This window comes from Microcoleus sp. Z1_B2, from assembly GCF_036700325.1.
GTDB lineage: Bacteria > Cyanobacteriota > Cyanobacteriia > Cyanobacteriales > Microcoleaceae > Microcoleus.
The window spans coordinates 42,550-55,624 of the sequence record NZ_JAUBOQ010000037.1 but is presented as its reverse complement, the minus strand read 5'-3'; the positions used below and the strand labels follow the sequence as shown (position 1 = coordinate 55,624).

Here is a 13,075-nt window from a genome sequence, read left to right as displayed (position 1 = left end):
TGACTTGCGCGAGATAAATCACGTGGCGGGTAACACCTTGGAAATTCGCTTGTCAGACAAAGGCACGCGCGGCGAAGCTATCCCGTAGGGAATCGCCCGAATCAAGCGCTCACGAGTCAGTAACAGAGTTTTGTACCTGGGTTCAGGAGCGAGATAGTCGGTTTTTGTGCAGAATCGGCGGGTTTTCGGTCGATCGAGCTGGAATTTATTGACATTCTCCGCAGAATAGCTATTGTCAAGTAAATTGGATAGCATAAAATCGGAACTAGCGATCGCGCAACACAGACTGAGCTGTGCAGAAGAAGGCGGGATACCGAGATTACAGCACTCTGGCTGCAGTTGGAAACCAACCCTCCAACACGCCTGCGCGCTGAATCAGGCTGGCCAACTACAAAAGAAAAAAATAGCAATTATCGGCGACCCAATCACATGGTTAACTTTTTCAAAGGTCTACTTTCCCAACGCCAGCCAGGAATCGGGATCGAAATAGCCCCAGACCGCATCAACATCATTCAGCTTGAAAAGAAAGCTCAGGCATTAAAATTAGGCATCCTAGCCTCAATAGAAGTTCCAGAAGACTATGTACAAGAAGGACAAATAGTCGATCCGCCGGGAATGGCAGAACTAATACGTACCGTCCTCACGGACAACAAAATCAAAGCCAAGCGAGTAGCCACAGCCATTCCAGGCCGCGAAGCAGTCATCCGCCTCATCCCAGTTCCCGCAGAACTCAACGAAGAAGAACTGCGGGATTACATGAACGCAGAAGCAGGACTGTACTTGCCATTTCCTAGAGAAGACGCCGACGTAGACTATCAAAAAATAGGCCTTTTTGTAGATGACGACGGAGTAGAAAAAGTGCAAGTCGTCTTAGTAGCAACCCGCAGAGAAGTTACCGACACATACATCGAAACATTCAAAGAAGCCGGATTGATTATAGACGTATTAGAAGTAACCAGTTTTGCCCTAATCCGCACCCTCAAAGAACAACTGCAACAATTTTCCTCCCAAGAAGCAGCAGTTCTCACCGCCATAGAATTTGACAGCACCGAGTTAGCTATAGTAGTGGACGGCATACCTCAGTTCAACCGTACCATCCCGATCGGCACCTACCAAATCCAGACCGCCCTCAACCAAGCCATGAACCTGCCACCAACCAGAGACACCAGCGAACTGCAAGGCATGACCCTGCCAGTCACAGATACAATGGGCGCATCGGGAGACGCCAATCCGGGAACAAATGCGATGATTAAAGTATTGGGAGAACTAGCAGACGAACTGCGCCGCTCAGTAGACTTTTACCTCAACCAGAGCGAAGAACTCGAAGTAGCGCAACTACTGCTAGCGGGTCCGGGAGCTGCGATCGGCAAACTCGACGAATTTTTTATGCAAAGATTAAGCTTGCCCGCATCTCAAGTCGATCCCATCGAAACCCTAGGAGTCGAAATCAGCCAAGAAATTACCCCAGAACAGCGAGCAGGTTTAGGAGTCGCCCTAGGTTTAGGACTAAGGGAGGTTATGTGACCTAACAGTTTTAGATGAGAGAAAAACCGATTTGAGAATTTGAGGTAAAAACCCCTTCCAAAAGAAGAAGGCAGAAAGCAGAAGGTAGAATATTGGAGGTAGAAGATAGAAGGTAGAAGGTAGAAGGTAAAAGGTAGAATATATCTGAGGTAGAAGCAGCCCCTTCCTTCAGTAAAAGGCAGAAAGTTGTTTCTTTCTTCCCTAAATAAATCCTTCACTTGTACCAGCAATCTTGGGTTCTGTCTAAAATCTAAAATTTCTAATTTAAATCTATAGCAACAGCCAAGACTGTTAGTACCTTCTTAATTGCTGAAACATTAGCGGTAGATCACTTTTTCCTTCTACCTTCTACCTTCTGCCTTCTGCCTTCTACCTTCTACCTTCTACACTGTGCCTTCTACATTGTGCCTTCTACCTTCTACATTGTGCCTTCTGCCTTCTTCCTTCTGCTATAAAACCGAGTGAAGCCATGTACAGCCTAGATATTAATTTTCTCAACGACCGTCCCGACTACAAACCCGTTGCAACCAAAAGCCCAGCTAAAAAAAGTTCCGGTGGAGCCAAAGACCAACTGCCCATATATGGGGCAGTGCTGTTTGCCTTTGGCATCAACGCCGCAGTCATGGGCGCCTGGTGGTGGGCGACTAAGGAAAATACCGACTTGGCCGCACAACAAGCAACCATCGACACAGAACTGGCCCTGTTAAACACTCAAGCCAACACCATCAAAGCCATCAACGCCGAAACCGACCAAGTTACCGCCGAATACAAAGCATTAGCTGGAGTATTCGACCAAATTAAACCTTGGTCGGCGATGCTGCAAGACCTCAGTGCCCGTACTCCGGCCGGAGTGCAAATTGGCAAAATCGAGCAAATCGACCCAAGTCCCTCCCCCGTTGCAGCACCTCCTCCTCCCCCCCCACCAACACCCGCTGCTTCTCCGGGGGCGAGTCCGTCTCCAGCAGCCAGCCCCGCCCCGGCAGCACCTCCCGTCCCCGTCGTCCCGCAGCAGGCATCAAAAGTGCAAATTTCAGGGATAGCCAGTACCTTTGCTCAAGTTAACGACTTTATGTTGCTAGTCCAGCGCTCTCCCTTCTTCCTTAACACCGATACCAAACTGATAGCGGCCACATTAAAAAACAACCCCGCACAATTACAAGTGCGTAACCAAAACGCAGCACCAGCAGAACTTCCCAAACTGCGACCAGTGGTGGAATATAAAATTGAAACGACGCTCAGCCCGACGGGTGCCTCCGAGTTGCTCCCCGAGCTGCGAAGCAAGCAAGCAGACGGGCTCGCAATACGGATAGAAACACTTCAAGAAAAAGGAGTGCTAGAACCACAAAAAGGAGAAGTGAAAAAACCATGACAGCAGAGTTTATTTCTAGCGGACAAGCAGAAGATACAGGGGCTAAGGAAATATTCGGCATTAAGCTGACACCCCAAGTCCAAGCAATCGGCATCGCGGTTCTCGGGCTCCTGATTGCTGGCGGCCTCGGCTACCAGTTCGTACTTCCCGAATTCCAAAAAAGCGGCGAATTCAAGCAAAAACTTAGCGAAAGCAAGCAAACGCAAGTGCAATTGCAAACTCAAATTCAAAAAAAGGCAGAAGCAGAAGCCAAGCAAGAAGAAGCAAAACAGCGCCGGGCCAACGTCACGGCCATGTTTGCCAGCGACGCCAGCGCCAACACGCTTTTGCTTGACATGACCCAACTCGTTAATAGAATCAACGCCGGCGTGCAAGGAGATGACCTCAAGGCTAAAATTACCAAATTTGAGCCGGATATGCCGCCAGCAACAGCAACCGCCACGCCGGGAGCTCCAGACCCTGATATTCTGGCCGATAGCTCCTTCGGGGCGTCCCTGGCTGGCAAGCTCAGACGCAAAAAATTTAAGGTAGAGTTTGAAGGCACTTTTGATCAAACCCGCAATTTTATGCGTAACTTGGAGTTGATGCAGTCGCTGTTGGTAGTTAGGAATTTGAAATCTGAATTGCTAGCATCAAATCAGCCAATTGAAGTTGATTTTTTGAAAGGGAAAATAGTTCCTGTGGAGCAACCGCCAACTAAAATTAAAACTGCTTTTGACTTGCACGCGCTGCTGCCGCTAAAGCAAGAAGAAAAACCGCCAACTCCGGCTCCGAGTCCTGGTGCTAAGTAGCTATTATTTGGCAGATATTAGCTATTGTTCCCAACTCGCTATTTCACAAGAAGTCAGAAGGCAGAAGTTTGAAATGGAAAGATTGAAGGTAGAAGTCAAAAAAGTATGAAGGTCAGAAAAATATTTTTTAGATGGCAATCAAAAATTGGCTCTAAAATCTAATTTCTTCTAATACCAGTTTCAAAAAGTAATGGAACTGTATAGCAATCCTTGCAGGAGTCGTATTTTTTTTACCCTACCCCAAACCTCCCATTTGTAAGGGGAGGAAGTAAGAAATCCACAAATGATGCGAGGATTGCTGTAGGATAGCTTCTAACCCTTATGTCATCTGTTATTCCCAATCGAAAATTAAACATCGAAAAGGGCATAACTTCTTCCTTTAAAAAGGCTCGAAGCGAGAATATTTTAGTCAGTTTAGCAGCTAGCGACAAAAGACTGCGAACAACAAATAACAAATTGTAGTGGAGGAGAGAACGTGAAACAGCATCTACGGTTAAGTGGAGGACTCTTATGCAGCGTTGCAGGAGTTCTGATCGCCCAAGCCCCAGTCTTGGCATTGCCGACTCAGGTAACAGGAGTGCAAGTAAGTCAAGGTAATAATGGCGTAAATATTGTTCTGGCTACAGAAAAGGGCGATCGCCCGCAAGTTTTCGCCATCAATAACGGCAATACTTACCAAGCCACAATTATCAACACCCAGCTCCGCTTACCACAAGGCAACAGCTTCCGTCAAGATAACCCAGCTCCGGGAATTTCTTCAGTAGAAATCAGCCAGGTAGAGGCTAACAGCATCCGCGTTGTGGTAGCCGGCACCAACGGAGTTCCCAACGGACAAATTGTTCCGGGACAAGGCCAAAGCATCGTCCTCAGCGTTGCCGGACAGGGTGGCACAGCACAGTCTGCCCAAACTCCACCCCCGCCCCCTCCGGGACTGCCGCTGAGCCAAACAGCTCCCCCGCCGGCTCCCCAAGTCCGCACCTCGCAAAACCCAGGCGTGCTGCTGCCAAATCCCCAAGTTACTGTTACCAGAAACGATCGCCCGCCCCTCCCCAGCGAAATACAATCCCAAAGCAATCAGGCTGCGCCTTTCCAGCCGCGGGCCGTGGCTCCGCCCTTGGGAGATATCGCGGTGTCTAACATCGCCCCCGGCGTGGGAAATATTGAACTGAGTTCGGGAGAACGCATCCCCCGCTTGGTGCTGCGGGATGCCCCAGTCCGGGACGTTTTGGCTCTGCTGGCCCGCGCTGCTGGCTTGAACATTGCTTTTACAGGTGGCGGGGCCCCTGCTCAACCGGGGCAGCCCGCAGTGCCTGGTCAGCCAGGAGTATCGGGGTCAGATGAAGGGCCGAAGATTTCTTTGGACATCGAAAATGAGTCGGTCCAAGATGTCTTTAATTACGTGCTGCGGCTCAGCGGGCTGCAAGCTAACCGCCAGGGGCGGACGATTTTTGTAGGGACTAACTTGCCGATCGATTCACGCAATATTATCATTCGGACTCTGCGGCTCAATCAAGTTCGCTCTACAGATGCAGCTAACTTTTTGAGCGCTCAAGGCGCGGAAACTCAACTGCCGATTACTCGCGTGACTATTCAAAGCGTGGGCCAGGGAAATGCTGCGCGGGATGTGGAAATTCGGGAACCCGACATTAAGGCGATCGGCGCTAGGGAAGGCACGGGGCCGCTGTTGCTGAGGGGACTGTCGGTGCTGGCGGATTCTCGGCTCAATTCCATCACTTTGGTGGGCGACCCGCGCAAAGTGGACATGGCTGTGGCTTTCTTGACACAGCTAGATTTGCGCCGCCGTCAAGTCGCTGTCAACGTCAAGGTGATCGATATCAACTTGTCGGGAAACAACCAAACTAACACCAGCTTCTCTTTCGGGATTAATGACAGTTTCTTTGTCAATGACGGCGGGGCGGCGATCGTCAATTTTGGCGGCATCAATCCGCCCGATCGGACGACTGTAACTAGTGGCATAGCTAATCGGCCGATTATTGAGAACCGAGACATTCCCACAGAATTCAGGGACACGCCTTTCTACGATGCGAACGGCCGGCGTATCGTGCCGTTTACAGGTCAAGGTCTTGAAGGCCCCGCCAAAGGTGTGTTCCTCCAGCCGACAGCCCCACTTACTAATGACCCCAGGCGAGTTGGAATTACAGATTACATTCCTGGATCGACGACAGGCTCAGGAAGTGCAGACTTCGGCCTGTTCCCGCTGTTCCAATATCCAAGACGTTTTCTGTCTAACCTGCAAGCAAGTATTACTAGCCAGAATGCCAAAATCCTGACCGATCCGACTTTAGTTGTCCAAGAAGGGGAAACGGCGAATGTGGATATCACCGAAGAAGTGATTACTAACATTCGATCGGAATCGCAGACAACAGAAGGTCAAACTACCAGAACGGTGACGGCAGAAAAAGGCCAGGCCGGTTTGCAGTTGGGAGTGGCGATCGATCGCATCGACGATAACGGTTTTGTCTCTCTGCGAGTCAACCCAATCGTCAGTGCGATCGGCCCGGACAGACCCCTGAGCACTGGCGCAGGAGAAAATAACACTATCACCCTGCTGGCTCGGCGGTCTTTGCAGTCGGGGCTAATTCGCCTGCGGGACGGTCAGACTTTGATTTTATCGGGGATTATCCGCGACCAAGACCGGGTTACAGCGAGGAAGATTCCGATTTTAGGAGATTTGCCGATAATTGGTTCGCTGTTCAGGAGCACTGATAAGACCAACCAGCGGGCGGAAGTGATTGTATTGCTGACTCCGCAGATTTTGGATGATAGCGATCGATCGAACTTTGGCTACCAAAACAGCATCAGTCCCGACGCGCGCCAACTGTTGCAGCGCAGTCAGCCCGTCCAGCCGAGACAGTAGGAACGAAGGAAGAAGACATGGGTGTCAACTTTCCACGCTCTTTCCCCTGAGTCCGACAGTCCGACAGTCCGACAGGGGTTGAAACCCCTGCCTCAAAGAAGACAGTCCTCGCTCAAGAGGACTAAAGAACTGATTAGTCCTCTGCAAGACGACTATAAATTACTTTCAGTCGTCTTCAGACGACTTCAGCTATGAGACAGGGACTTCAGTCCCTGGCGGGTTTCGGGAGAATGAAACAGTCCTGGCCCACGGGGAAAAGAAAGGGGAAAGAAAGAAGGAAGAAGGAAAAAAGTTTTCCTTTAGCCCTTGACAAATTACATTTTATTCCTTCTATTTCTATTTTTTTGAGATTGCAAATCCACCGAGGCGAGAAATCTTGTCTCCAAGGTGGTATTTTTTTACCTAAATTTTGGGATTAATTACAAAAATTAGCCAGTTCCATATAAATTAAAGGTTCCACCGATCCATAACGGTCGGCAAGACTTTAGAATAATGCAGTGAAAATTAGATGCTGTGGGGTTTTCAGCAGTTAGAAACAAAAATTCCTTTTCTGACCAATTACCCTAGGGTAATTGGTATTCAGCAGGAGTTGTGATTCGGGGAAGCGGACGGGAGCAATCGGGAACCACCCAAACCTCCCAATCCACACCTCAATCCAGTTGATAACTCACAGCTAATAGTTGAACTAACTCTGTTTAACGTAATTTTGCAAATCGAGAAGGACTTCGCAATGAACAAAGGTGAATTGGTTGATGCAGTGGCGGAAAAGGCTAGCGTGACGAAAAAACAGGCAGATGCTGTTTTGAGTGCGGCCCTGGAAGCAATCATGGAAGCTGTCTCCGATGGCGACAAGGTGACGCTGGTCGGTTTTGGCTCGTTTGAGTCGCGGGAACGCAAGGCCCGCGAGGGTCGCAATCCCAAAACTGGAGACAAGATGGAAATCCCGGCAACCAGAGTTCCTGCATTTTCCGCAGGGAAGTTGTTTAAGGACAGAGTTGCACCGCCGAAAAACGCAGAATAGCTGGCAAACTGAGTCTTGATTAGACCTTTACACGGTGGGAATTTAGCTTGGGCAGCCGCACTGGCAGGCTGCCCTGCCTCTGCTATTGTCGATTTTTCTGCGAGTATCAGTCCTTTGGGCCCTCCTGAGTCGGCACTGGCTGCAATTCAATCACACTTGAGCAGTCTGACGGCTTACCCAGACCCAGATTATGGGGAGCTCAGGACTGCTTTGGGGGAGGCTTTGAATGTTGACCGGGATTGGATTTTGCCGGGGAATGGTTCGGCGGAATTGTTGACTTGGGCGGCTTGGGATTTGTCGAAGCTGGAGGGGACTTATTTGGTGACTCCGGCTTTTGGCGATTACTCGCGGGCTCTTTCGGCTTTCGGCGCGCAGGTGCTCAAATGCCCTTTGGATCTTAAATCTTGCACCATTGTCAAGAATGGGCATCTTGCCCATTCCACAAGAGAGGAATTTTCTGGTGGAACAGGCATCTTGCCTGTTCCTAAACAAGTAATTGAAAATGGTGCAACATCTGAGTTGGATCTGAAATCGTTGGACGTTGGGGCAGGAAGCCGGTTAGTAACGGATGATTTGTCGGTTTCTAACGGTTCCCTTGTCTCCCCTTCTTTTCGTATCCCAGTTCCTCTGGCTCTCGATGCCCCCTCTCGACGAGGTTTGCTACTGAACAACCCCCACAATCCTACGGGTTTGCTGTTTGCTAGGGAGGCGATTTTGCCTTATGTGAAGCAGTTAGGTATGGTGGTGGTGGATGAGGCCTTTATGGACTTTCTACCGCCTTCTGAGCAGGAAACTTTGATCGATGCTGTTGAGGAGTTTCCGAATTTGGTGATTTTACGATCGCTCACTAAATTCTATTCTCTGCCGGGACTGCGGTTGGGCTGTGCGATCGCCCATCCCGATATTCTGCGCCGCTGGCAGTTACTGCGCGATCCTTGGCCTGTGAATGCTTTGGCTGCTGCTGCTGCTGCTGCTGTGGTTCGAGATGCGGCTTTTGAGCAGCAAACTTGGGATTGGCTGCCTGTTGCTCGCCGAGAGCTATTTGAGGGTTTGGCTAATTTGCCGGGTTTGCAGCCAATTGCCGGGGCGGCTAATTTCTTGTTGGTTGAGTCGTCGATGTCGGTTTCTTCGATTCAAAAAAGTCTGTTGGAACGACACCGGATTTTGATTCGGGATTGTTTGAGTTTTCCTGAGTTGGGCGATCGCTTTTTTCGGGTGGCTGTGCGCTCAAGGGCGGACAATCTGCGGTTGATTGCTGGACTTAAAGAAGTCATTAGTCAGTAGTCAGTTGTCAGTTGTCCGTTGATAAACCGATTTTATTGGTCGTTCGAGCGCACCTACCCAAGAAACCCGGTTTCTCTGATAAATCTTGGATTTTGCAGCGAAGTATCTAGGCAGAAACCGGGTTTCTGACCCCGCGCGCCGATCGCCCTAAACTACTAACTAATGACTACTGACTAATGACTAATGACTACTGACAATTCCCGCATCCAGGATACCCGCCACGTGATTCATCCGTCCCGAAATAAAAAACCTGTATCAGATGAAACTTGCCGAACGTATTTATCCGTGGTCAATGCTTCAATTCTAAAATCTAAAATCTAAAATCTAAAATCTAAAATCGATTGACTTCTTTATTTATGCTTGACTATGATTTAGTGATTATTGGTGGAACTCCGGCCGGACGTTATGCTGCTTTGACTGCAACTAATTTCCCGGCCCGCGTTGCTTTGGTGGAACCGCTAAGTAATTCCCAAGATTTGCCGAGTGGGGGGAAAGAGTCGATCGACCTTGGTTTGAGATACAGCCAAACTTTGAGGGAGGCTGCTCGTTTTGCTCAGCAGATCAGCCGCCAGCAGTTGGGAGTTCGCTGGGAAGTCGCGAATTCCTCTATGCCACTCAAATTGCGCTTTGACGGGGTTCTAAAGTGGGCAGATGATGTTGTTTCTAATTTGTCAGAAATTGATTCTCTCGGCCTTTTGGCTACTCGCGGGGTTGATGTTATTTTTGGCAGCGGCGAGTTTGTTGCGAAACCGGATTTGGCTTTTGTTGTGGGCGGGCGAAAATTGCGATCGCTCTGTTATTTGCTAGCTTGTCCAACTCTGCCGGCGATTCCCAATATTGAAGGACTTTCGTCTGCTGGCTTTTTTACTTCGGAAACTGTTGGGGAATTAGCAAAACTTCCCCAGTTGCCTAAAAGTTTGGCTGTAATCGGCGCAGATCCCAGCGGTGTCGAAGTGGCTCAAACTTTTGCTCGCTTGGGGGTTGCTGTCACTTTGGTGGTGAAAAGTTCGCACATTTTGGCTAAAGAAGACCGGGAGGCTGCTGGTTTGGTGCAAGCTGGAATGGAAGCTGAGGGAGTGCGGATTCTGACTGCTACTGAGGTGACTCAAGCTAGGGTGATTGATGGTAAAAAGTGGATTCAAGCTGGGCCAAGGGCGATCGAAGCTGAGGAGATTTTTCTGGCTGCGGGTAGAGGACACAATTTTTCTTCGTTAAATCTCGAAGCGGCTAAGGTTAAATTCAGCGATCGGGGGGTGATTTTAAATGAAAAGCTGCAAACAACTAATCACCGAATTTACGGGATCGGCGATGTTGCTGGGGGTTATCCGTTCCCTCACATCGCTAATTACGAAGCTGCAGTTGCTGTGAAAAATGCTTTGTTTTTGCCGCTGTTTCAAATAGATTATCGCGGGATTCCTTGGGCGATTTTTTCTGACCCGCAATTGGCGAGGGTTGGCTTGACTGAAGCGCAAGCAAGGCGTCGTTTTGGAGACGATCTGATTGTTTGTCGGGAATATTTCAAGAATGTTGAAAGAGCTCAAATGTCCGGGGATACAACTGGTTTTTGTAAGATTGTCGGGCGTCGCAACGGGGAGATTTTGGGAGCGAGCATTGTGGGGCCGCAAGCTGCTGAGTTGATTCACGCGATCGCTTTGGCTGTGCGTCACGGGATGAAGGTTGAGGCGATCGCCCAACTTCCTTATATTTGGTCTAGTTTTTCGGAAATTAGCGGTCAAACTGCTGCTGTTTGGGAGTCGCAGCGCTTGGGCAGAAATACTTTTTCGCGGAATTTATGGGAGAATTTGTTTCACTGGCGCAGGTATTGGAATCAGTAAAGAAATCCAATGTTTGTAGTAGGATTTTTTGAATTTTATATGCTTAGCGCACAATTAAAAAGTAATTTGCTAATCAACTCACTCGGCCCTAAAATTGTGTGTCAATAAATAATATAACAAGGTGTTGACCGTTGCTCCCAGGTCGAGGGAAATATGTAATTTAAATGTACCACAACTTAACTAATAACTGATGACTACTCACTGAGAACTAATGACTGCTAACTAATTATTGCGGGCGAGAGTGCAATGCTGGATTTGACGATCGCCGGTACAATGCGATCGCACGCCATTCTCGCCCCAGAAAGGTTTCTGGCGACTGGCCCCACTTGCAGCGCCGCTAAACCACCAGTCAAAAATAATTCGCATCCGGGCCAACGCAGGTGTTTGTCTAAGACTGGCAAACCTTTAACTATTTCAATGGGATGCGTTTCTAGCATTTCTTTGAACATTGGTTCGGCTGCAATGTCTAGTTTGGTGCCGGTTGCTAGCCAAATTCGATCGACAAATAACGTCTCCCCACCGCTGCAATCAACAGTCCATCTGTTATTTTCCCACCGAACGCCAACAACTTCGCACTGTTCGTGAAATGTCAGTTGTTCGCTGTGGGAGAGCCTCCGCAACTGTGTCATAATTTCCGGTGTCATCGAGCCACCGTTGCGGGCTTGTTGAATGGTTTCCCAACGCGAATGGCAATCTGGTTCGGCGGCGAATCCTTTGAGGTATTTTGGCCCCAACCAACCGGGTTCGGCATCAAATAGTTTTTCTTGGAAATAGCGCCTAGTCATTAACAGGACTTTGGCTCCTCTGGCAATTGCTCCTACTGCTAAATGTCCGCTGGTTAGTCCGCCGCCGACAATTAATATTTGTTCTCCGTGCAATTGCAAATTTCGCAAATCTACTTGATGGGAGTGGCGAATTCTTTCGGGGGGATGCTGTGTTTGAATTTGATTTGCCCACGCTGGTAAATGCGGTTTTCCACTGCCGGCGGCGACGATTACTCGGCGGGCGATCGCACTTTTTCCGTCTTCAAACCACAGGTGGAAACGGCCGGATTTCGGCTGAATGCGGGTTACTTTTGCTTTGATAACTCGATCGCCCAATTGCCACCGTTTAATTGTGTCGCCGCAAAATTCCTCAAATAACCGACTTCCGGGCAAATCGTAGGGGGGAAACAATTCCGAGGAGCGATTTTCGGCAAACCTCCGCAATTCGTAAGGGTTGGGATCGGGGTGGTGCACTGCGGGCGATCGTAAATGCCCAATTTCTAAAGCTGCAAATTGCCTCCGCCACTGAGTCAGCCATTCGCCGCTCGGATCGAATGCTAAAAATTTATCCCGGAGGCTCTTGCGTTTTTTTAATATGTGTGCAGTAAGAGTCAGGGCGTGGGGCCCAGCGCCGATTAAAGCTAAATCAATTTGGGGCGGCGTGGCTTCTGAGTTCGCTTGCATGAGAATTGCTGATTTGCGAATGATAACAATTCTCATTATTATAGGTCGATCGAGCCTCAAGTTTACGTCTTTCGAGAACCAGCAGGATTTCTGTTCCGCAAAAAGAGACAGGATGATACGCAAAAGCTCAGAAACCCTCTTGATGAGAGGTTTCTGCCCCGACAGGGACGCACTGCGACGCTCAGAAACCGGGTTTTTTAGCTCACCGAAATGAAAACCGCGATCGGAAAGCGTCGGCATCGTCCGTTGGCGTAGCGATATAAGGGTCGCGAATTAAATAACTTACAATTTTAATTGTTATTGTGGGATGGGCGTCCCGCCCGTCCACTCATGACGGGCTATAAGAGCCCATCCCACTTTCAAGAGTGGAAGTTATTTAATTCTCATTCCTAAGTAAAACAACTTAGCCGACTGCCGATGTCATTTTCCGCTTCTGAACTTTGGCATTTAATACCTGATTTACTTCTGAGAGTTGGGCAGCTTGTTGTGGCATCTGGGCAAATAATTCAGCTTGCTCACGGGCGACTCCCAAGTGCTCCGCAATCTGACGCAGAAACTCGATTTCCTCTGCTTCCGGCTTTAAACCCTGAGCCGCCCGAATTGTAATGATGACATTAAATTATGATGTAAACTAGACATTAGATTTTCTAGGCGATCGCCTTCAAGCATCGGTTTCAAAAACACTCTTAAGTACCTGATTAGCGTCTTAAGTTCCTCTTCCATGAACTGCGGTTGTTCCATAAGCCTTAGCTAAGTCATTTTCTACTTAGTCTCAACTCAAGTATCAACAGCTCTTACATAAAATATTAAGTCGAGTTTTTAAAATCCCTCTTTCATAATTGGAATTTCCAAAATATGTTAAGAAAAATGTAATTAATGAATAGCAAGGCAGATAGAGGGAAAATAGTAGAAAGTAACTCTAAGA

General features: G+C 48.7%; 10 protein-coding genes. 7 read left to right on the top strand and 3 right to left on the bottom strand.

The features are described from left to right. Positions 1–18: 18 nt before the first annotated feature. Positions 19–255 carry a hypothetical protein gene (locus QT984_RS20925; protein ID WP_333055142.1) on the bottom strand — a complete coding sequence of 79 codons (237 nt, stop codon included), beginning with the start codon at positions 253–255 and terminating at the stop codon, positions 19–21. Between the two features lie 174 nt (positions 256–429). On the opposite strand from QT984_RS20925, the gene pilM reads away from it, so the two are divergent. The 7 genes from pilM (at position 430) to QT984_RS20890 (ending at position 10,702) form a co-directional block, all read left to right on the top strand. Beyond that, positions 430–1,524: a type IV pilus assembly protein PilM gene (pilM, locus tag QT984_RS20920; RefSeq protein ID WP_333055140.1), complete on the top strand. Its 1,095-nt coding sequence runs from the start codon at positions 430–432 to the stop codon at positions 1,522–1,524. A 469-nt stretch (positions 1,525–1,993) separates the two neighbouring features. Then, complete coding sequence (locus tag QT984_RS20915; protein WP_333055138.1) at positions 1,994–2,893, top strand: PilN domain-containing protein; 900 nt, start codon at positions 1,994–1,996, stop codon at positions 2,891–2,893. Beyond that, positions 2,890–3,684, top strand: a complete 795-nt coding sequence (locus tag QT984_RS20910) for a pilus assembly protein PilO (protein WP_333055137.1) — start codon at positions 2,890–2,892, stop codon at positions 3,682–3,684. The genes QT984_RS20915 and QT984_RS20910 overlap by 4 nt, the downstream gene beginning before the upstream one ends. A gap of 475 nt (positions 3,685–4,159) precedes the next feature. After that, positions 4,160–6,562 carry an AMIN domain-containing protein gene (locus tag QT984_RS20905; protein WP_333314503.1) on the top strand — a complete coding sequence of 801 codons (2,403 nt, stop codon included), beginning with the start codon at positions 4,160–4,162 and terminating at the stop codon, positions 6,560–6,562. A 730-nt stretch (positions 6,563–7,292) separates the two neighbouring features. After that, positions 7,293–7,583 (top strand): HU family DNA-binding protein, encoded by a 291-nt coding sequence (locus tag QT984_RS20900; protein ID WP_006634837.1) that lies wholly within the window; start codon positions 7,293–7,295, stop codon positions 7,581–7,583. Positions 7,584–7,598: 15 nt separating this feature from the next. Beyond that, on the top strand, positions 7,599–8,867 hold the full coding sequence (locus tag QT984_RS20895) for an aminotransferase class I/II-fold pyridoxal phosphate-dependent enzyme (protein ID WP_333055133.1): 1,269 nt from the start codon (positions 7,599–7,601) through the stop codon (positions 8,865–8,867). A gap of 341 nt (positions 8,868–9,208) precedes the next feature. Beyond that, on the top strand, positions 9,209–10,702 hold the full coding sequence (locus QT984_RS20890) for an NAD(P)/FAD-dependent oxidoreductase (protein ID WP_333272328.1): 1,494 nt from the start codon (positions 9,209–9,211) through the stop codon (positions 10,700–10,702). A 218-nt stretch (positions 10,703–10,920) separates the two neighbouring features. Here the strand turns inward: QT984_RS20890 and QT984_RS20885 are convergent, their stop codons facing one another. Together QT984_RS20885 and QT984_RS20880 are read right to left on the bottom strand one after the other, a co-directional pair. Then, positions 10,921–12,186: an FAD/NAD(P)-binding protein gene (locus QT984_RS20885; RefSeq protein ID WP_445243055.1), complete on the bottom strand. Its 1,266-nt coding sequence runs from the start codon at positions 12,184–12,186 to the stop codon at positions 10,921–10,923. 367 nt (positions 12,187–12,553) lie between these two features. Then, entirely contained in the window at positions 12,554–12,682 is a 129-nt protein-coding gene (locus QT984_RS20880) for a hypothetical protein (protein ID WP_333055130.1), read from the bottom strand. Between the last annotated feature and the right edge of the window lie 393 nt (positions 12,683–13,075).